This window comes from Pseudomonas sp. P9_35 (assembly GCF_034008205.1).
GTDB lineage: Bacteria > Pseudomonadota > Gammaproteobacteria > Pseudomonadales > Pseudomonadaceae > Aquipseudomonas > Aquipseudomonas kilonensis.
Genome location: NZ_CP125373.1, coordinates 3,405,779 through 3,426,362, shown reverse-complemented (window position 1 = coordinate 3,426,362; position 20,584 = coordinate 3,405,779). Strand labels below are relative to the sequence as shown.

Below are 20,584 nucleotides of genomic sequence, written 5' to 3'. Positions count from 1 at the left end.
GACATCCATGTATCTGGACCACCGCTATCGCGAGCAAGCTCGCTCCCACAAGGGATTGGGGCATATAGTTGGTGAGTTACTTGAACAACTCACTGCTCATGAAATCAATGAACACCCGCAGTTTCGGCGCCAGGTGCTTGCTTGAAGGCCAGAGCATGCGGAAGGTGCTCTGGTGCCGATTGAAGTCGTCGAGAACGGTGACCAGCTCACCGGCGGCGATGGCATCGCGCACGGTGAAATCCGGCACACAGGCAATCCCCAATGCATCGCGCACGACGTACAGCAATGCCTCGGTGGTGTTGCAGACCAGGGTGGCCGGCAGGTTGAGATCGGGCTGTCCTTCTCCATTGACAGGCCAGACCTGCATCCTGCCAGTGCTGGGAAACTTGTATAGCAGGCAGGCATGGCGCAGCAGATCCGCTGGCACCTGCGGCGTACCGTGTTCGGCGAAGTACCGGGGTGAACCGACCACAACGAGCTTGAACGGGCCCAACGGGCGGGACATCAGCCGGGAGTCGTTCGGTTCTCCAGTTCGAATGACCGCATCGAAACCTTCCTCGATGATGTCCACCAACCTGTCGGAGAAATCCAGGTCCAGTTCGATACTGGGGTAGCGGCGCATGAAGGCGATCAGCGTCGGCATCACCAAATCAGCAACCAGGGGCAAACTCACCCGCAGTTTGCCCCGTGGCGCTTTGCGAGTTTCCGACAGCTCCAGTTCAGCCGCTTCGACTTCGCAGAGAATGCGCCGGCAACGCTCAAGGAAAAGCGCCCCTTCCGCCGTCAGCGTGATACTGCGCGTGCTGCGATGAAACAACCGCACACCCAGCCGTTCCTCGAGCCGGGCGACGCTTTTGCCCACCGCCGAAGACGAAATGCCAAGCGCCCTGCCCGCCTCTGAAAAGCTGCGGGTTTCAGCCGCGCGAACAAAAAAATCAATCCCGCTCAGTGATTCCACGCCAGGCTCCAATTGCGGACATTTTTTCCGATGTGTTGCGCACTCTAGCATTCTTGTCTCGCCAAGGAGGGGCACTTACCGTAGTCGGCACTTATCAATCTGCGATTGACGCCGCTATCAGGCGGCTCAGAAGCGTTCCAGGCAGGTGACACATGACGATTGCCAATACCCATATCGACGCTGATGCCGAGGTCGTTCAAGACGCTGCGCCGCTCCCCATCGGATCACTGTTTGCCCTCGCGCTGGCGGCGTTCGTGACCATCCTCACCGAAGCCTTGCCCGCCGGCCTTCTCTCACAGATCAGCGAAGGGCTGGCGATCTCCGAAGCCCTCGCCGGCCAGTTGGTCACGGTCTACGCAATAGGTTCCTTGCTGGCGGCCATTCCCTTGACGGCTGCGACCCAAGGCATGCGACGCCGGTCGCTCTTGCTGTTGGCCATCGCCGGTTTCGCCGTTGCCAATACCGTCACGACGCTGTCCACCCACTATGGCTTGACGATCGTCGCCCGCTTGCTGGGTGGCGTATCGGCCGGGCTGCTCTGGGCCTTGTTGGCCGGTTATGCCGCCCGCATGGTGCCCGAGAGCCAGAAAGGCCGGGCGATTGCGATCGCCATGGTGGGCGCACCCTTGGCGTTATCCCTGGGCGTACCGGCCGGCACCTTGCTCGGTAATTTGATCGGTTGGCGGATGAGCTTCGCCATCATGAGCCTGTTCGCCGTCGCCTTGATGGTCTGGGTACGACTCAAGCTGCCTGACTTTCCTGGGCAAACCACCGGCAAACGCCTTGCCTTGGGCCAGGTCTTCACCCTACCGGGCGTTCGCTCGGTGTTGTTCGTGGTGTTGGCTTTTGTCCTGGCGCACAACATCCTCTTTACCTACATCGCACCGTTCCTGATGACGGCGGGCCTGGGCGAGCGGACCGACCTGGTCCTGCTGGTCTTCGGGGTCGCATCGTTGCTGGGCATCTGGGTCGTCGGCGTGCTGATCGATCGCCATCTACGGGCATTGACCCTTGCCAGCACGGCGCTGTTCGCCATCTCGGCACTGACGCTAGGCGCCATGAGCGACAGCCCTGCCGCGATCTACATCGCGGTAGCGGCCTGGGGAATCGCCTTTGGAGGGGCCGGGACGTTGTTCCAGACGGCAATCGCCAAGACGGCAGCAGAGGCAGCGGATCTCGCCCAGTCGATGTTGGTCACGGCCTGGAACATCGCCATTGCCGGCGGCGGGATCGTGGGGGGCATCCTGCTCGATCACCTGGGTGTCGTTGCGTTTGCGCCGGTCCTGGTCATTCTTCTGCTGCTGACGTTGGCGGTGGTGTGGTCTGCCAGTCGGTACGGGTTTGCAAGGCGCACCCAATGAGGGTGAGTTGTCATCCGCGCACGGATTCGCAGGATCGGGCAAGCATCAGCCCGAATCGTGCAAGCTGCCCCAAATATTGCTTTCTATAGTTAACCAGAGCCAAACCATCTGGAGCTGGTCCCCCTATGAGCGCCCTGAACATAAACGGCCGTGAATACACGGTCGACGTAGACCCAAGCACCCCGATTCTCTGGACCCTACGCGACACGCTAGGCATGACCGGCACCAAGTTCGGCTGCGGTGCGGCGTTGTGTGGCGCCTGCACCGTGCACCTGGATGGCCAGGCCATTCGTTCCTGCGTGACGCCCATTGCCGCCGCCGAAGGCAAGAAGATCACCACCATCGAAGCGGCAACCAACGGCAGCGACCCGGTTGGCAGCGCCGTGCACGAAGCGTGGGTCAAGCATGACGTGGCGCAATGTGGCTACTGCCAGAGCGGCCAGATCATGAGCGCCACCGCTTTCCTCAAGGCCCAGCCCAAGGGCAAGCAGCCCACGGCCGCCGAGATCGACTCGGCCATGGCCGGCAACATCTGCCGCTGTGGCACCTACGCCCGTATCCGCGCTGCGGTGGCTGATGCCGCCAAAGCCCTTGCCTGATCGGAGCTGACCATGTTGAACGAGATTTTTCCGAACGAGCAACCTCGCGCCTTGCAGCACCTGCTTGAACGCGACGAGGCTGACGGCCCCGCTACGCTGCCGCGCCGCAGCTTTCTCAAGATCGTCGGCATCGGCGGGCTGGCCTTGGGGGCGTTTCCACACTTGGCCCTGGCGCAGGAGGCCAATGGCGCCGCTGCGTCGCTCAAACCGACCCAGCAACCCTCGGCATTCGTGCAAATCGCCCCCAGCGGCGAGGTCACGGTGACCATCAACCGGTTGGAGTTCGGCCAGGGCGTACAGACCGGCTTGCCGATGATTCTTGCCGAAGAACTCGATGCCGACTGGAGCCTGGTCCGCAGTCGCAACGGCAACAGTGACGCCGCCTACATGGACCCGGCCTTCGGCATCCACCTCACCGGCGGTTCCAACTCGATCAAGAACAGCTATACCCAGTACCGCGAACTCGGCGCCCGTGCCCGCGCCATGCTGCTGAGTGCCGCCGCCGCGCGCTGGAACGTGGACGTGGCGAGCCTGAGCACCCAGGCCGGTATGGTACTCGGCCCGGCAGGCCGTAAAGCGAGCTACGGCGAACTGGCCGAAGCCGCGATGGCGATGCCGGTGCCCGAGCAGATCACGCTCAAGGATCCCAAGGACTTCCGCATCATCGGCCAGGCCACCACCCGTATCGATGCCAAGGCCAAGAGCAGCGGCCAGCAGGATTTTGGCATCGACATGCATCTGCCGGGGCAGCTCACGGCTGTCGTCGCCCGACCGCCGGTGTTCGGTGCCAAAATCGCATCCCTGGATGACAGCGCGGCACGTGCCACGAAAGGTGTAAAGGCCGTGGTGCGCGTACCACTGGACGGCGGTGCCGAAGGTGTTGCGGTGGTTGCCGACAGTTACTGGCAGGCGAAGCTGGCACGCGATGCACTGAAGGTGGAATGGAACACGTCCGCCGTGGAAAAAGTGGACAGCGAAAAACAATTGGCTCAATACCGGGAACTGGCCAGCCAGCCCGGCCCATTGCACTTTGATGCCGACATGACGCCACTGGCCACCGCGCCGCATCAACTGGACGCCGAGTTCGTGTTCCCCTACCTCGCCCATGCCCCCATGGAACCGCTCAATTGCACCGTGCAGCTTGCCGGGGATGGTGCTCAACTGTGGGTCGGTACGCAGTTCCCCGGCGGTGATGGTGCCGCGGCCGCCAAGGTGCTGGGCCTCAAGCCAGAGCAGATCCAGGTGAACGTGCAGACCGCCGGCGGTGGTTTTGGCCGGCGCGGCGTGCCCACCAACGATTTTGTCGTACTGGCTTGCGAGGTCGCCAAGGCCGCGCGCACCGCCGGGGTCAACGCCCCTATCCGCACTCTTTGGAGCCGGGAGGACGACATCAAGGGCGGTTACTATCGGCCCATGCACTTGCACCGTGCGCGCATCGGTTTTGACGACAGCGGCAAGGTGCTCGCCTGGGACCACGCCCTGGTGGGTCAATCGATCATCACCGGCACCGTGTTTGGCGGGCGGGTGAAAAACGGTATCGACCCGACCGCCACGGAAGGCCTGCGCAATCCGTACCCGGTGCCCATGCGGCTGACGGTTCATCACCCCAAGCTCAACGTTCCCGTGCTGTGGTGGCGCAGCGTGGGCTCCACCCATACGGCGTTTGTGATGGAAACGCTGATCGATGAGATTGCCCGCACGACCAAGCAGGATCCAGTGGCTTACCGGATGAAACTGTTTGGCGAGCAGAGCCCACGCCATCGCGAGGCGCTGCAATTGGCCGTGGACAAGAGCGAGTATGGCAAGCGCCAGTTACCGGCGGGCCATGCCTGGGGCGTGGCGGTCCACGAGTCGTTCAGCTCGGTGGTGGCCTACGTCGTCGAAGCCTCGGTGCAGGACGGTCGTCCGGTACTGCACAACGTGACGGCCGGTGTGCACTGCAACCTGGCGGTCAACCCTCGCAGTGTCGAGGCCCAGGTCCAGGGCGCGGCGCTGATGGGATTGTCGATGTGCCTGCCAGGTGGCGCGATCACCCTGAAAGATGGCGTGGTGCAGCAGAGCAATTTTGCTGACTTCAGCGTGCCGCGCATTACCGACATGCCGACATTTGCCGTCCACATCGTGCCCAGCGCCGAGCCTCCTACGGGGATGGGTGAACCCGGCCTGCCAGCGTTGGCCCCGGCTTTTGCCAACGCGTTGGCGAGCCTGACGGGGAAACCGTTGCGTGAGTTGCCTTTCAAACTGGCGTGACAGGCGTGTGAGGCTGTCTGGTCGCAATGCCAGGCAAGCCTCACGATCACAAGCGAATGCGCTTGATATCCCGCTGCGGTGGCGCACCAAACAAGCGGCTGTATTCACGGCTGAACTGCGAGGCACTTTCATAGCCAACCAAGCTCCCTGCACTGTTCGCGTCGACATTCTGGCTCAACATCAACTGCCGAGCGGCTTGTAGCCGCAGCTGCTTCTGGTATTGCAACGGACTCATTCCGGTCACGGTGCGAAAATGCTGGCGAAACGTGGATGGACTCATGTGCGCTTGTGCCGCCAGATCGTCCATACGCAACGCCTGGCGAAAATTCAGTTTCAGCCAGGCGACTGTCTTGGCGATGTGCTGGCTGGGTGACCCGGCAGCGATCACATGCAGCAACTGTGGCGCGTGGGCACCGCTCAACAGCCGAGCGATGATCTCTTCCTTGATCAGCGGCGCCACTGTCTCAAGCAGCGACGGTTCGTCCAGCAGGTCTATCAAGCGTCGCAGGGCGTCCAGCACCCCGGCATCCAGCGCTTGTACGGTAACCGGTCGAAACGCGTCGTCCCTCATGCGTTGCGACAACTGCATGCGCTCGGCCACCTGCATCACCATCGTGCCGTCGAATCTCAGCATCATGCCCAGGAACGGCTTGGCGACGCTGGCTTGGGAGACATGGGAAATGACCGGCAGATCCACGCAGGTCACCATGGACTGGCCGGGTGCGTAGGTCAGTATCTCGTCCCCGAGCATGGCTTGCTTGCGGCCTTGCAAGGTCACGCCGATACCCAGGCCATAGATGCAGTGCGTCGGCGCGGTGATCGCGTTGCGCCGATGCAGGCTCAAGCCGGCAATGGCGGTGATCTGGTCGCCTTCGCTGGGCACAAGCTGGCTGACCGAGCCGGCCAGGCGACTGATGTCGCTGGCGCCCTGGTCGCTGTTGAAATCGGTGTGCACAGTTCACTCCTTGAAAACATCGGACCCACGACTTGCGGTGATGGCGAACACTGTTCGGCATCACCCTAAGTCGTTGATCAATATGGACGCAGTATGCTGGGTCGGCGGTTCGAGTCGCTTGCCTGATTGAGGCAATTTCTTACTCGATTTAACGATCCGTAGCTCGCATCAGTCACCTCGGGCCAGAAATGACTATGTGTTTCAGGAGTTGGCTGGGCACAAAGTGATGGTTTGGCTGGGTGCCTAAAGATTCTGGAAGATGTAGCCGGTTGACTGTTGATCATCCAGCGCGACCCCCACTTGCTGCAGTCGTTGGGCCAGGTCCGGCGTTTCGACCCGCACTTTCCAATCCAGGCCTGTCGGTGCCACGGGGGCGCGATCGTAGCGAATGATCGCTTCAGCCAACCGCGCCCGATCAGGCAAGTACACCGCCAACGCGTTGCCCTTCCAAGCGGCGACGTTCATGCCCAGCGCTTCACACAGCGCAATCTTGGCCTGGGCATCGTCCCTGTCCGCCTGGCGGGAACGTTCGATCTGATCGGCCAGGATCGGATCGACCACGCGGTCGGTAAACAAGACCTCTTCCGCCTCCCAGACCTCCGGCGGACAGACCTTGTCGGCAGGACGCAAGGCAATGAGCGGATTGATTTCCATCGGGTAGATTCGACAGACCAACGGCCGCTCTTCATAAATACCGCAACGGCCATCGTCGCCGAGATTGCGGCACTGCGTCAGCGCATTGCCCGCCAGTACCGCAACGACTCGAATCTGGGCATCGCCACTGGTGACTTCCACGGCCCGTTGGGCGCTATGGGCAAATTGTCGAGGCTCCGAAGGCCAGGTCGACTCATCGAACGCCTCCAGTACGACCGCCACCTCATGTCCGCGTTGCAGCCACTGCCTTGCCTCGTCCAGCGTCAGTGGAATCAGCCGACCTTTGCAGCAAATCCCGCAGCCGTTGCAGGCAAAGCGGATCGCGTTGTTTTCCATATCAAGCACTCGCACACATGTTTTCGATGGCCTACAGAAGCCCCTGCCACTCGGAGACATCCGTGGCAGGGCCTCAGGGCCGCGAGAGTATGTGGAGCGAAATGCCAATCCGCTTGCCGGATCCGCCGGCATGTTTGCCTGATCCAAGGTGATTTCAAGTATCAGCCCTTGGGCGGAAAATCCGTTGTTTCAGGCAACCCTTCACTTCAGATGCCGGGAACGCGGCATCATTGAAGATGATCGGCGTCGATCACCGCCTGGGCGAACGCCTGCGGCGCTTCTTGCGGCAAGTTGTGGCCGACACCGCCATCGATCAGGCGATGCTCGTATTGGCCAGTGAAACGCTTGGCATAGGCTTCGGCAGGCGGGTGCGGAGCGCCATTGGCATCACCTTCCAAGGTGATGGTCGGCACGCCGATCGACGGGAACGTCGCCAGTTTCTTTTCCAGCGCGTCGTATTTGGCCTCGCCCTTGACCAGGCCCAGGCGCCAGCGATAGTTGAAGATTGAAACGGCGACATGATCGGGGTTCTGCAAGGCGGAGGCGCTTCGCTCATACGTCGCGTCATCGAAGTTCCACTTGGGTGACGCCAGCTTCCAGATCAGCTTGGCGAAGTCGTGGGTGTTTTTCTCGTAGCCGAGGCGGCCACGTTCTGTCGCAAAGTAGAACTGATACCACCACTGCAGTTCGGCGGCCGGTGGCAGCGGTGCCTTGCCGGCCTCTTGGCTGCCGATCAGGTAGCCACTCACCGCCACCAGCGCCTTCACCCGCTCCGGCCAAAGGGCCGCGACAATGTCGGCGGTGCGTGCGCCCCAGTCATAACCGCCGAGCACGGCCTGCTTGATCTTCAGTGCGTCCATGAAATCAATCAGATCGCTTGCCAGTGCAGAAGGCTGGCCGTTGCGCAGGGTCTTGGCCGACAGGAAACGCGTATCGCCATAACCGCGGGCGTACGGAATCAGCACGCGATAGCCCTTCTCTGCCAGCGCTGGCGCCACATCCGCGTAGCTGTGAATGTCATAGGGCCAACCATGCAGCAGGATGACCACCGGCCCATCGGCGGGACCGACCTCGGCATAGGAAACGTCCAACAGGCCGGCCTTGACCTGCTTCAACGGGCCGAACGACGTGTGACTACCCGGGGTAATGGCGCCGATGGTGCTGGCAGGTACTTCGGCGGCGTTTGCCTGCGACGAGGCAAGCCCCAGGGGACAGAGTTGCATCATGGCGAGCACCAGGATGGAAGGCGCGAGCAGGCGATGAAGGCGTGGTACAAACGTGTGGTGCGTCAGAGTCGTATCCATGGTGGATCTCCTTGCAAACGACGGGTGAGCCCGTGAGACCCCTTGGACGGTCTCGATGGGTTCATTTGACGCTGGCGAGGTATCCCGGATGTGTCATCGAAGCGCTTAAAAGAAACAATCCGTATCTGTACAGGTGGTGGATACACAGAGATACATGCGTATGCGCAAGGCTCGGTTTGCCGGACAAACCGAGAGGTGCAGGGAATCACCTGGGTCAGGATGCCAATGTTGTCGGCATTTCTCATTGGCCTTTGCTTTATGATGTTCGCCATCTCAACTCGCTGACTGATGGGAGCCCCCATGACTTTCGATTTCGACACGGTATTGGAGCGCCACGGCACCGGCAGTACCAAATGGAGCCGCTACCCGGCCGATGTGTTGCCAATGTGGGTTGCCGATATGGACTTCCCTGCCCCCCCCGTGATCATCGAAGCGCTGCACAAGCGCCTGGAACATCCGATGCTGGGCTACAGCGTGGCCCAGGACGATCTGCGTGCCGCCGTCGTGGCCGACCTGTGGAGCAAGTACGCCTGGCGCGTCGAACCCCAGCAGATTGTGTTCCTGCCGGGTGTCGAACCGGGCTTCAACATGGCGCTGCATGCCTTGGTAGAACCCCAGCAGAATGTCGTGGTGCAGGTGCCCAACTACCCGCCGCTGCGCAACGCCCCGGGTCACTGGCAGTTGAACAAAGTGGAATTGCCATTCAACCCGGTCAACGGTGAATTCCACACGCCATTGGCTGCGTTGCGCGAAGCATTGCAGGGCGGTGGCGCGCTGTTGCTGAGCAATCCTCACAACCCGTTGGGCAAGGTGTTTGACCGCCAGGAACTCAAGGCCGTGGCAGACATTTGCCTGGAGCAGGACGCCTGGATCATCTCCGACGAAATCCATGCCGAACTGTGCTTCGACGGCCGTGTGCACATTCCAACCGCCTCCCTCAGCCCGGAGATTGCCGAGCGCACCATCACCCTGATGTCCGCCAGCAAGGCCTTCAATATCGCCGGGTTGAAAACCTCGTTCGCGATTATCCAGAACGCCAAGCTGCGCGAACGGGTCAACAGCGCCCGGGCCGGCATGGTCGACAGCGTCAATGCCCTGGGCCTTGAAGCGACCCGTGCGGCCTATAGCGAGGCCGGCCCGTGGCTAGAGGCCTTGAAGGCATATCTGCAAGCCAACCGCGATTACCTGGTCGAAGCGGTGAACTCTCGCCTGCCGGGCATCACCATGACCGTGCCCCAAGGCACTTACCTGGCTTGGCTGGATTGCTCCGGGTTGGGGCTGGATGACCCGCAAGGCTTTTTCCTGAAAGAAGCCAAGGTGGGGCTCAGTGCAGGCCTGGATTTTGGCGACGACGCCGGTCAGTTCGTGCGCTTGAACTTCGGCTGCCCGCGGGCGCTGCTGGAGGAAGGGATTGCGCGAATGGAGCGTAGCCTGAAGGCCAGGGGCTGATCCAACAGGCGCCAACAATCCATTGTGGCGAGGGCGCTTGCTCCCGCTGGGCTGCGAAGCAGCCCTCAGATAGTTTGGGGGCCGCTACGCGCCCCAGCGGGAGCAAGCGCCCTCGCCACACAAGCGCCTAGCCATGCTGGATTTGTGCGTTATTCATGCATATCCGGCGCATGGACAAAGCACAGCTTGTTGCCCTCCGGATCGCGGCAATAGGCCCCGAAATAACCTTCGCAATACTGTGGCCTCGGGCCGGGTGGGCCTTCGTCGATACCGCCCATGGCAATCGCCTGCTCCCAGGCAGCACGCACGGTTTGCGGCGAGTCAGCGGCGAAGCTCACTTGCATGCCATTGCCCCACGTAGCGGGCAAGCCATTGAAAGGCAACTGGACGAAAACCTGTGGCCAATGCTTGCCGGGTCGCTGCCACCCCTCCCCCGGCGGGCCTGAGTCGTGTTCACCCTCGATGCGCTCCAGTCCCAGGCAGCCGAGGACGGCGTCATAGAAAGCGACCATTTTCGGCAGGTCGCGCGCGCCGATCTGTATGTGACTGAACATGGTCCTGCTCCTTATCGAAACCCGTACGTTCATTGAAGAACATCGCTTCATCTGACGCTCGTCGCAGCGCTCTGTTCACCGACGAAACGCTCGTCATCACGCTCATCGACTGACAATAAAATCCGACCGAACTCTGCCCGAAACCCCACAGTCCACCCTCCATCGCAACCAAGCCTGGAGAACGACAATGGTCGAATACCCTTTCCCACCTTTCCCGAAACAAAGCCAGCCGGTGCCCGGCAGCCAACGGAAAATGGACCCCTACCCCGACTGCGGCGAACAGAGCTACACCGGCTCCGGACGACTGGCGAACAAAATCGCCCTGATCACCGGCGCCGACAGCGGCATCGGTCGCGCCGTCGCCATTGCCTTTGCCCGTGAAGGCGCGGACGTGGCGATTGCCTACCTGGACGAGCATGAAGACGCCAAGGAAACCGCGCGCTGGGTCGAGCAGGCCGGACGCCAATGCCTGTTGCTGCCCGGTGACCTGGCAAACAAAGACCAGTGCCGCAAAATCGTCGATGAAACCGTCGCCCGCTTCGGGCATATCGACGTCCTGGTCAACAACGCCGCGTTCCAGATGACCCATGAAAGTCTCGAGCAAATATCCGACGAAGAATGGGTGCGTACATTCGATATCAACATCACGGCGATGTTCAGGATCTGCCAGGCTGCCGTGCCGCACATGAAGCCGGGTGGCTCGATCATCAACACCAGTTCGGTCAACTCCGACATGCCCAAGCCGACGCTGCTGGCGTATGCCACCACCAAGGGCGCCATTGCCAACTTCACCGGCGGCCTGGCGCAAATGCTCGGCCCCAAGGGCATCCGAGTGAACAGCGTCGCACCAGGACCGATCTGGACGCCGCTGATCGTGGCGACCATGCCCGAGGAAGAGGTACAGAATTTCGGCTCCCAGACCCCGCTCGGCCGCCCCGGCCAACCAGTTGAAGTGGCGCCGATCTACGTGCTGCTGGCCTCGGACGAAGCCAGCTACATCTCCGGGACCCGCTATGGGATCACCGGGGGTAAGCCGATACTGTAGGGATAGAAGCGGCGTAGGAGCTGTCGAGTGCAACGAGGCTGCGATCTTTACCAAGACACCTGGGGCTCAAGTGAAAGATCAAAAGATCGCAGGCTTCGCCAGCTCCTACAGACCCGACGGGAGCAAGTTCTCGCCACAAAAAAGTGCTCGACGACAGCGCTCAGGACGGCTCCTTGGCAATCACCGAAATCTTCCCATTGCGCTCGATGATCGCAAACTTGATCTGCGCCAGGGTCTCGATACCCTGGCTCGAGCGCGCCGCCTCCATGATGTCGGCTTCTACCAGCCGGGCATGACGCATCCGGCCCTGGAGGATTCGCCCGTCCTCGACGATGACAGTCGGGCCACCATCGATCAGTTGTGACACCCATTGGGAACGTTGCTTGAGCAACGACAATCCCACATCGATGGCGATCAGCGTCACGATCACCATCAGCGCGTTGGTGAGCGAAAAATCATCCCCTAGCAACGCCTGCTGCGTCGCCTCGCCGATGATCATCAACAACACGAAGTCGAAGGTGGTGAGTTCCGCCAGCGACCGGCGTCCAGCGATCTTGAACAACACCAGCAATGCCAGGTAAATCGCAGTTGCCCGCAGCACCGAATCCATAGGTCACCTAAGGGAAAATGAACTGAGTGAAACTGACCGCAGCACCGCCGGAGATGGCGATGCGGCTGTGGTAGGTGCCGAGTCCTTCGCCGAGCAATGACAGATGCAGGCTGGCCTGCCCCCGCTCATCGGCCTGGACCCGGAGTGTCATGCCCTGCCCCGCGCCTGCCGAATGTATTGGCGCCGGTTGTAACGCTTGCACCTCGAAACCTTCCAGCCAGTCGCCGCCCAACTCGACTTCCAGCACGGCATTGGGTTGTCCCTTGAGACGAATGACCATGGCGTTGGTGGAGCCGTTGCGGTGGAAGGCCTCGTATTCGACGCCGAGGTTACCGTCGCGGCTTTGCAGCTCCCGGCTGCTCAATGGCCCACGGGAAAACAGCCCCAGCAAGGTCAGGATCACCAGCAGCACCAACACGTACCAGCCCATTCGCTCGAAGCGCCAGACCTTGTGCTGGAAGGCCATGTCTTCACGCACCGGAAACTGCCGGCTGCGGTGGTCGTCCTGCTCGTATTGATCGGTCATGATCTCTTCCTACCGACGCTCACCGGCCACAGCCCGCTGGTGAAAGGCCGGCAATTGCTGCAACGCGTACTGCGCTGCCCACAGTTGCACCTGGCCGCGACTGCCAAAGAAGCGTTCGCAGCGGCTGAACAGCGATCGCTGGCCATTCACATCGAACGCCCAGGCAAAACACACGGTGCCGGCAGGTATGCCGTCCCTGTCGTCTGGCCCGAGCAGCCCGGTGGTCGCCACTGCGACATTGGCATTGGCGTCGCGCAAGGCGCCAAGGGCCATCTCCTCGGCCACTTCACGACTGGTGAGATTGAAGGTATCGATGGTGCGTGGACTGACACCAAGCAAGCGCTGCTTGGCTTCAGGGGAATACACCACATAGCCGCTTTCGATCAGTGAACCACTGCCCGGGACCTCGGCCAACAACGTGACGATCTGCCCGGCGGTACAGGACTCGGCCGTGGTCAGGCGCAGGTCATGCTCGCGTAGATAATCAACCAGGATTTGAGCAGCAGTCATGGCAAAGGGTCCTTCAGGGATGCTGATGGGTTGACTCTTGCCGTTGTGATTCATTCCCTTTATCGCGCCCTCGCCCTGCGCCGAGAAATAAATGAAACCCCTGTCTTTTGCTGTACCTCAAACCTATAAGGGCCTCATGCAGAGGCCATCCCGATCAGGAGGTCGTCATGTCTGCACCTTTCGTCAAACTGTTCACGCACCCTGATTTCGCCTGGACAGACATTCGCGAGCAGGAACAGGCTCATCCGCGCCACTACCTGAATCATTTGCTATTGCTGGCCCTGATTCCCGCGGTGTGCCTGTTCATCGGCACCACCTGGACCGGTTGGAGCCTGGCCGAAAACGAAACGGTACGTCTCAGCCGCGCCAGCGCATTTCAATTGTGCGTGCTGCTGTACCTGACCATCGTGGTCGGCGTCGCGCTGATGGGACTGTTCATTCGCTGGATGTCCCGCACCTTCGACGTCCGCCCGACGGTCAACCAATGCATCGGCTTCGCCGCCTACACCGCGACGCCATACTTCCTGGCCGGGATCTTCGGGCTCTACCCGAATCGCTGGCTGGCGGTGGCGGTGTTGTTACTGGCCTCGGCCTACTCGACATTCCTGCTGTTCGTCGGATTGCCCAAGTTCATGAACCTCAGGAAAGAACAGGGCCTGCTCTACTCGACGAGTGTCTGGGGCGTCGGCTTGCTGGTCCTGGTGACAATCCTGGTGGAAATGATCCTGCTGTGGTTCAACTACCTGCAGCCGGAATATCTGCGACTGCCGGTGGGCTGAAGGTAATACTGCACCCGCCAATGACGGCGGTGTTGCAGTGCTCATCGCGAGCAAGCTCGCTCCCACATGGGTTTACGGGTGTTCACAGTATCTGGACACACCAAAAAACCTGTGGGAGCGAGCTTGCTCGCGATGAGGCCAGCAAGCTCAAAATCCATATAACTGAACCACCGCCATCGCGAGCAAGCTCGCTCCCACAGGAACCAGGTCGGCTGTTAGGCCGCCTCGTGGCGGCCCACGGAGCAATGCCGGAGTGAGGGCACACCGAGCCTAGGCGAGGTGCCGAGTGGTGGGGCAAAGCGCTTTTGGTTACTTTTGGCGCTCTTCCAAAAGTGACCCGCCGTAAGGGCGGAACCATAAGCCGCCGTGACCGCAGCAATGGATATTCACCCCCCCAAAACACCTCAAGTCTTCCTCATACCAATACGCCTCCGCATCTCAGCCGTAATACTCTGCCGAGTTCGCTTAAGCCCAGCCCAAGGCTCATGCCCCACTTGCGCCAAACGCTCATGAACGTTATGCACATTCCACAAATTCGCCCCCTTGAGCTCAGCCACCTCCTCACGAAAAATAGGCACCGAAACCGGCAACCCTTCCCGGGTCCGAGCCGCGTAGGCACAAATGGTGGTAGCGCCTAACCCATTGCGCAGGTAATCGATAAAAATCCGCCCCACACGGTTCTTCGGCCCCGACACCGCCGAAAAACGGTCCGGCAGCAGCTTGGCCATGTGACTGACAATCGCATGGCTGAACCCCTTGACCTCATCCCAACCCAGCTTGCGCGTCAGCGGCACCACCACATGGATGCCCTTGCCACCGCTGGTCTTGAGAAATGCCTTGAGCCCCAGCTCATCGAGTACCGATAAGGTGAGCTGCGTCGCCTCGACCATGCTTTTCCAGGGCAGCGCCGGGTCCGGGTCAAGGTCGAGGACGAAGCGGTCAGGCTTGTCCAGGTCGACGGAGGTGGCATTCCAGGTGTGCAGCTCCACCGTGCTCATCTGCACCGCGCCGATCAGCGCCTCGGCGTTGTTGATGATCATCACCGGCTGCCCGGTCAGCGCCTTGTCCAGACTGGTAATGCCGGGAATCGCCAGGCGCTCGGCGTTCTTCTGGAAGAACAGTTCCCCGGCGATGCCATCCGGCGCCCTGACCAAGGCCACCGGGCGATCCGCCAGTTCCGGCAGGATGAATTCGGCCACACTGGCGTAGTACTCGGCCAGTTGCAGTTTGGTGGTGCCGCTGCTGGCGTCAATGACCCGCTCCGGATGGGTGATGCGGACCTTGCCGTCCAAGGCCGGTGCCTTGGCCTTGCTCTTGGTTTTGGCCGGTGTCGCGCCAGGCTCATCCTTGGCTTTGGTTTTTTTTGCGGCAGCGTTTTGTTTCACAGGCTTGGCCAGCTCCTGGGTGATGTCCTTGGCCGGCTTGTCGTTGCGCAAGCCATGGAAGACCGCATGGCGCACCGAGCCGTCCTTGGTCATTTCGGCAAAGGCCACTTCGGCCAACAGCGTCGGTTCGAGCCAGTGCACGCCCTTGGCTTCGTAACCGGTGGGCGGATTCACCACGGCGGCCTTTTTCGTCTCCAAGGGCAGCAGTTGCTGGTAGATGCTTTTAAGGGTGGTTTCGTTGAATCCGGTGCCGACCTTGCCGGCGTAGCGTAACTGGCCGCTGTCGGCATCATGCAGCCCCAGCAGCAAGGCACCGAAGGCGCTGCGAGCGCCCTTGGGATCGCTGAAGCCCACCACCACGAACTCCTGGCGATTCTTGCACTTGAGCTTGATCCAGTCATTGCTGCGCCTGGACACATAGGCACTGCCGATGCGCTTGCCGATCAACCCTTCCATCTGCATCTGGCAGGCGCTGTCGAGCAGCGCTTCGGGGGTTTGCTCGAAAGCATCGGAAAACCGCAGCAAGGGGCTTTCATTGGGCTCCAGCACTGCAGCCAATGCCGCCCGGCGTTCTTGCACCGGCACTTTGCGCAAATCCATGCCGTTGAGGTAAGGCATGTCGAACAGGTAATAGGCGATCTTGCCGCTGCTGCCGGCCTCGAAGGCATTTTGCAAGGCCTGGAAGTCCGGCACGCCCTGGTCGTTGGCAACCAGCATCTCGCCGTCGAGCCAGGCCGATTCCAAGCCCAGTGCAGCCAAGGCTTCGGCCTGCCTAGGCAATTTGTGGGTCCAATCATGGCCGTTGCGAGTCAGCAGCCTTACGTCGCCGTTTTCGATGCGTGCCATGACCCGGTAACCGTCGAACTTGATCTCATAGAGCCATTCGCCGTCGGGCGCGCTTTCCACCAGCGTTGCCAGTTCCGGCTTGAGGGTTTCCGGCAACGGCCCGGCGACCACGCCACTGAGGGTGGTTTTCGAGGGGCGTTTCGGCGGTTTCGGCTGGACGGCTTTTTCCGCTTGTTTCACCGCTTTGGCTGCGGCGGCCTTGCCGCGACGCTTGGGCACGAGGGTGCGATCGCTGAGCACGCTGTCCGGTTCGGCCTGGACCACGTCGTATTCGCTCTCGGGGCGGGCGGCCTGGTCCTGATGCTTGATCAGGAACCACTGCTCCTGCTTGCCGGGCATGTGGGTGCGCACCAGGTTCCACAGGCCGCTGAGCTTTTCGCCTTGCAGTTCGAACTTGAGCCGGCCTTTTTCATAGGCCTCATGGGGATCATCCTGGGGAATCCAGACGCCCCGGTCCCAGACGATAACGTCACCGGCGCCATAATGGCCCTCGGGAATGTTGCCTTCGAACGTGGCGTAATCCAGCGGATGGTCTTCGACATGCACCGCCAGGCGCTTGGCTTTCGGGTCCAGGGAGGGGCCTTTGGGCACCGCCCAGCTCTTGAGTGCGCCGTCCAGCTCCAGCCGAAAATCGTAATGCAGCCGCGAGGCGTCGTGTTTTTGAATGCAGAACTGCAAGGCATGGGCAGTCTTCGCCGATTTGCGCGAGCGCTTCGCCGCCGGCTCCGGGGTGGCGGCGAAGTCACGCATGCGGTTGTAGTCATCCAGGGTCTTGCTACTCATGGCCCACCTGCCACCTGTAGCAACACCGGATCGGCGACCGGCAGCCCGGCGGTTTCCGCGAGCAATTGATCGACCACGCGGCTCAAGGCCTGTTCGACGGAATCGCCCAGCAGCAGCCCCTGTTCGAAGAGGACGATTTGCCGGTCGGCGCTGGTGCCTTCCTGCACCATGCGGCGCACCTGCTTGAATACGTCCTGGACACCCAGCTCTGCTGCGGTCTCACCGAAGGTTTGCTCGGCCAGGGTCAGCCATTCACCAATAAGCATCGGCTGCTCCTGCCCCTCGACGATGAACTCCGCGAGAATCCCGTGACGCTTGGCCCGCCAGCGATTTTCCTTGAGGACCCACTGGGACATCTGGCTGTAGTGGGCACCAGGCTGGCGCTGCGCCACGGCATGGGCCACCATCAGGCGAAACAGCGAGACCAGACAGAGGACGTCGTCGACCCGCGGACAGGCATCACAAATGCGCAGTTCCAGCGTGGGATAACGTGAGGACGGCCGTATCACCCACCAGCAATCGCTGGGCTGGCGAATGGACCCGGTGCGCATGAGCATGTCGACGTAGCTGGCGAACGTCGACTCGTCTTCGAAATACTCCGGCACGCCCATGCGCGGCCATTCATCGCAGGCCACTTGTCGATAGCTGCTGAAGCCACTGTAGCCACCGTTCCAGAACGGCGATGAAGCGCTCAGGGCCAGGAACATCGGCAACCAGGGCAGGATCTCATTCATGACCCGCACCCGATCCTGGGTGGCCGGAACTTCCACATGGACATGCAGGCCCGACAGCACGCTGCGCCGCGCCACCCGCTGGTAATCATCGAACAGTTGCTGGAAATGCAGCTCGTCGGTCGGCTGCAGCACTTGGGTCGTCATCGGGTGTGAACCGGCGCTGAGCAGACCCAGGCCATACGGTGCCAGCCGCTGGTTCAAGCCCGTACGCACCTGGCTCAGGTAGTCGGCAGCCTCTGGCAGGCTGCGAAAGATGGGCGATGCCATCTCGACCTGGCACAGGAACATTTCATGGGCGAAATGCTTGCCCAGCTCGGCCTGGCACGCAGCGACAGCCTCTGCGGGTGGCTCACCCGGCATGCAACGGGTTTGCAGATCGGTGATGAAGTACTCCTCTTCAATGCCGAATTTCATGCGCCTGTTCATCGATAATCCCTCCGATAACCCCGCCGATACCTGCGCCAATGCGGGTTACAACCAACGCCACCACGGCGATCCTTTCCACGTCCTGATAACCCGGCGTCAGCAATTCCTCACCAAACACGTCCGGGTCCAATTCCTTGTAGGTCCAGCCGAAATCCGCCGAGTCACGCCATTGGCCCAGCGCCTCCAGGAACGGGTCGCGCCCATCCACCATCGCCACGCCGGTGTAGAGCACCAGCGAGCCGCCCGGTGTGAGACGGGGCAAGGCCTGTTCGACGATGCGCAACGACAGCCCGGCGCCCAGTGCGCCGCCGCCATGGCGATAGGCGCGTTCGGATGGATCAGCCATGTACGGCGGGTTGGCGACGATCAGGTCGAAGTTGCCTGGCACGTCCTGCAGCACGTCGCTGCGAGCGACCTCGACATTGCCCACCTCGGCCAGCGCAGCGTTCACAGCGCTCAGGCGCAAGGCTTGCGGGTTGATGTCCACCGCCAGCACTTGCGCTTCACGCCGGGCGCGGGCAATCACGATCGCACCGACGCCGGCGCCACAACCGATGTCCACGGCGCGATGCACCGCCGTGAAGTTCTGTTGCAGATGAGTATGGATCAGTTGGGCGAAGCGGTAGCTGTCAGGGCCGAAAAACACCGCATCGGTGGCCTGCGTGGGAAACTGCGAATGAGCGAACAGCAAGCCATCCAGGCTCGACCAGCGCACCCGGCTGCGCAGCAGGCCGTCGCGCTCTTCCAGCACTTGGGCTTCTTGCAGTTGCCGCTGTTCATCGGCGCTGATCAGTCCCGGCGCAAACGGCCGCGACCAGCCGAACACGTCCCGCAAGGTCTTGGCGCGTTCATTGCCGGGCCGCTGGTTGACCCGCTCGTGGGTCAACGGCGTCGGGGTAATGAAACGGTAGCCGTCGGCTTGCAGGCGCCGGCCCAGTTGCAACAGCGCAAGGTCCGTCTCGGACAGGCGTTCTTCCTCATTCATGCAGGGCTCCCTAGCGAAGTGCGGATTTGAGTTCGATGAAGCGGCGAGTCGCCAACAGCCCCGCCGGATGGCTATGACGCCGAGCACAGAGCCACGGCATCAGAACCTGCATCTGTTCGTTGGGCGCCCGGCCTTGCAGTGCCTGTTGCAAGCTCTGCACATCGGGATCATCCATCGGCGTCGTCGGCTCGCAAGCCGCAACCGCACCGCGCCGGACGCCGGACCTTGTGCCCTCGTCCAGCCAGTCGCCGGCTATCCAATCATGCAGCAGCTGTTTTTCGTAGGGGCTGAACACCCCGAACATGGCTGCGCCAGCCCCATTGATCAGCGTCCAGAAGCGGCTGCTCTGTGGGTCTTCATGGCGTTTGATCCAGCCTTTGTCCCGCATTGCCGCCAAGAACCCTTCCAACTGGCCTGGCGCCGAAAGCCACTGGTTGACAGTCTTGCCTTCGAACTTGCAGTAATCGGAATGCATGTGCTGGCCGAACGGGCGTTTGCGTTCAAGCATGTCCAGCACTTCGCGATCCAGGTCGAACGAGGCGATGATGTCCCGGCTGCCCTGCCCCAGGTCGTTGAGGCGATAGCCCAGCGTGACCCGATGCCAGAAGGCTGCACGGTCGGCTTCCATCGGCATCAGCTGCTGCAGCGCTTGCACGGCCTTATGGGCGTGGCCGGTGCTGGCGTTGTCGATGGTGACATGAAGGGTGAAATAGTACGGATCGATGTCCAGCTCGCTCAGCTCATAGGCGCTGATCAACAGATGCAGGGGCAATTGCTCATAGCCCAGGTTGTAGCCGATGACCTCTGGCAGGTATTCGTCGCCGGCGTAACCCAAGGCCAGTTGCACGGCGCCTTGCAGATAAAGGTCGTCGTCGATGTCCGGGGCATCCGACAGGTCGTGTTCGGCGAGCAATTTGCGATAGAGCACCACGTGGTTTTGCGCGGGATGACCGTCCCCCAGCTCTTCCAGGTAGGTGCATAGCAACCCTTCGAAACGGTGATCGTGCCAGTGCTTGACCACGCCATACAGCCAGGCGCCGTCCACCTGTTTGGTCGGCGCCACCGCCTGCAGGAAGTACAGGGCGTGGGCTTTGCCGCTGAAGAACTCCCGCGCGCCGCCCTTTTTACGCCGCTCCAGGTAGTCAGCGTATTGCCGGGCCACTCCGGCGCTGTGCTGCTCGACCCAGGTCTGCAGCGCCATGGGGTCGTCGGGCATCTCCTGGGGAAGCGTCGCGGCCTTTGCGATGCATTTCTGGAGGAACGCTTGGGCGACGGCTTGCTTGTCGGCGTCGTCGGGGCCCTGGAACAGTCGTTCATAGCATTGGCGCACGTGTCCGTTATGGGTGACAGCCTGGACGGTGGCCGGCCGGGATTGAAGGGGTGTCAGCGCAGTCATAAGGGCCTCTTGGGTTCTCGGCGGACGCTGAATCAGAACGTCTCTTCTGTTGCAGAGCGCTGGCAACGGCGAAAAATTCCGTTGGGTTGAAAGGCAGGCGGATAAACGGGTTGTCCGTTCACGAGGGGAACCCTCGTTT

The 20,584-nt window shown here is 61.5% G+C and carries 18 protein-coding genes; 6 read left to right on the top strand and 12 right to left on the bottom strand.

Annotated elements, in window-relative coordinates:
- Window positions 1-76: 76 nt before the first annotated feature.
- Window positions 77-958 carry a LysR family transcriptional regulator gene (locus tag QMK47_RS14955; RefSeq protein WP_320388578.1) on the bottom strand — a complete coding sequence of 294 codons (882 nt, stop codon included), beginning with the start codon at window positions 956-958 and terminating at the stop codon, window positions 77-79.
- Between the two features lie 152 nt (window positions 959-1,110).
- Between QMK47_RS14955 and QMK47_RS14950 the strand changes: the two genes are divergently transcribed.
- The 3 genes from QMK47_RS14950 (at window position 1,111) to QMK47_RS14940 (ending at window position 5,168) form a co-directional block, all read left to right on the top strand.
- The gene (locus tag QMK47_RS14950; protein ID WP_320388577.1) at window positions 1,111-2,319 is read left to right on the top strand and encodes an MFS transporter; all 1,209 of its coding nucleotides are present in this window, start codon (window positions 1,111-1,113) and stop codon (window positions 2,317-2,319) included.
- A gap of 125 nt (window positions 2,320-2,444) precedes the next feature.
- A complete protein-coding gene (locus tag QMK47_RS14945; protein WP_003201837.1) occupies window positions 2,445-2,918 on the top strand; it encodes a (2Fe-2S)-binding protein in 474 nt (157 codons plus the stop codon).
- A 12-nt stretch (window positions 2,919-2,930) separates the two neighbouring features.
- A complete protein-coding gene (locus QMK47_RS14940) occupies window positions 2,931-5,168 on the top strand; it encodes a xanthine dehydrogenase family protein molybdopterin-binding subunit (protein ID WP_253474766.1) in 2,238 nt (745 codons plus the stop codon).
- 46 nt (window positions 5,169-5,214) lie between these two features.
- On the opposite strand, the gene QMK47_RS14935 is transcribed toward QMK47_RS14940, so the two are convergent.
- The 3 genes from QMK47_RS14935 to QMK47_RS14925 form a co-directional block, all read right to left on the bottom strand.
- A complete protein-coding gene (locus QMK47_RS14935; protein WP_320388576.1) occupies window positions 5,215-6,123 on the bottom strand; it encodes an AraC family transcriptional regulator in 909 nt (302 codons plus the stop codon).
- A gap of 243 nt (window positions 6,124-6,366) precedes the next feature.
- The gene (locus tag QMK47_RS14930) at window positions 6,367-7,113 is read right to left on the bottom strand and encodes a YkgJ family cysteine cluster protein (protein WP_258687811.1); all 747 of its coding nucleotides are present in this window, start codon (window positions 7,111-7,113) and stop codon (window positions 6,367-6,369) included.
- A gap of 227 nt (window positions 7,114-7,340) precedes the next feature.
- The gene (locus QMK47_RS14925; protein WP_320390502.1) at window positions 7,341-8,417 is read right to left on the bottom strand and encodes an alpha/beta hydrolase; all 1,077 of its coding nucleotides are present in this window, start codon (window positions 8,415-8,417) and stop codon (window positions 7,341-7,343) included.
- A gap of 300 nt (window positions 8,418-8,717) precedes the next feature.
- On the opposite strand from QMK47_RS14925, the gene QMK47_RS14920 reads away from it, so the two are divergent.
- Window positions 8,718-9,866: a MalY/PatB family protein gene (locus QMK47_RS14920; RefSeq protein WP_253474754.1), complete on the top strand. Its 1,149-nt coding sequence runs from the start codon at window positions 8,718-8,720 to the stop codon at window positions 9,864-9,866.
- Window positions 9,867-10,015: 149 nt separating this feature from the next.
- Here QMK47_RS14920 and QMK47_RS14915 read toward each other — a convergent pair whose 3' ends face one another.
- On the bottom strand, window positions 10,016-10,420 hold the full coding sequence (locus QMK47_RS14915) for a VOC family protein (RefSeq protein WP_253474750.1): 405 nt from the start codon (window positions 10,418-10,420) through the stop codon (window positions 10,016-10,018).
- A gap of 187 nt (window positions 10,421-10,607) precedes the next feature.
- Between QMK47_RS14915 and QMK47_RS14910 the strand changes: the two genes are divergently transcribed.
- Window positions 10,608-11,465, top strand: a complete 858-nt coding sequence (locus tag QMK47_RS14910; protein ID WP_320390501.1) for an SDR family oxidoreductase — start codon at window positions 10,608-10,610, stop codon at window positions 11,463-11,465.
- Between the two features lie 160 nt (window positions 11,466-11,625).
- Here the strand turns inward: QMK47_RS14910 and QMK47_RS14905 are convergent, their stop codons facing one another.
- From QMK47_RS14905 to QMK47_RS14895, 3 genes are read right to left on the bottom strand one after another with little or no spacing between them, the layout of a single operon-like run.
- On the bottom strand, window positions 11,626-12,075 hold the full coding sequence (locus QMK47_RS14905) for a DUF421 domain-containing protein (protein ID WP_024618528.1): 450 nt from the start codon (window positions 12,073-12,075) through the stop codon (window positions 11,626-11,628).
- A 7-nt stretch (window positions 12,076-12,082) separates the two neighbouring features.
- Window positions 12,083-12,601 (bottom strand): hypothetical protein, encoded by a 519-nt coding sequence (locus tag QMK47_RS14900; RefSeq protein ID WP_320390500.1) that lies wholly within the window; start codon window positions 12,599-12,601, stop codon window positions 12,083-12,085.
- Window positions 12,602-12,610: 9 nt separating this feature from the next.
- Entirely contained in the window at window positions 12,611-13,111 is a 501-nt protein-coding gene (locus tag QMK47_RS14895; protein WP_258691193.1) for a CinA family protein, read from the bottom strand.
- 167 nt (window positions 13,112-13,278) lie between these two features.
- Between QMK47_RS14895 and QMK47_RS14890 the strand changes: the two genes are divergently transcribed.
- Window positions 13,279-13,890, top strand: a complete 612-nt coding sequence (locus QMK47_RS14890) for a Yip1 family protein (RefSeq protein ID WP_258691192.1) — start codon at window positions 13,279-13,281, stop codon at window positions 13,888-13,890.
- Between the two features lie 404 nt (window positions 13,891-14,294).
- On the opposite strand, the gene ligD is transcribed toward QMK47_RS14890, so the two are convergent.
- From ligD to QMK47_RS14870, 4 genes are read right to left on the bottom strand one after another with little or no spacing between them, the layout of a single operon-like run.
- On the bottom strand, window positions 14,295-16,904 hold the full coding sequence (ligD, locus tag QMK47_RS14885; RefSeq protein ID WP_320390499.1) for a DNA ligase D: 2,610 nt from the start codon (window positions 16,902-16,904) through the stop codon (window positions 14,295-14,297).
- On the bottom strand, window positions 16,901-18,064 hold the full coding sequence (locus QMK47_RS14880) for a carboxylate-amine ligase (RefSeq protein ID WP_320390498.1): 1,164 nt from the start codon (window positions 18,062-18,064) through the stop codon (window positions 16,901-16,903). Before QMK47_RS14880 ends, ligD begins: the two co-directional genes overlap by 4 nt.
- Window positions 18,036-19,049 carry a methyltransferase gene (locus QMK47_RS14875; RefSeq protein WP_214512819.1) on the bottom strand — a complete coding sequence of 338 codons (1,014 nt, stop codon included), beginning with the start codon at window positions 19,047-19,049 and terminating at the stop codon, window positions 18,036-18,038. Before QMK47_RS14875 ends, QMK47_RS14880 begins: the two co-directional genes overlap by 29 nt.
- 10 nt (window positions 19,050-19,059) lie before the next feature.
- A complete protein-coding gene (locus tag QMK47_RS14870) occupies window positions 19,060-20,445 on the bottom strand; it encodes an iron-containing redox enzyme family protein (protein WP_320390497.1) in 1,386 nt (461 codons plus the stop codon).
- Window positions 20,446-20,584: the final 139 nt, after the last annotated feature.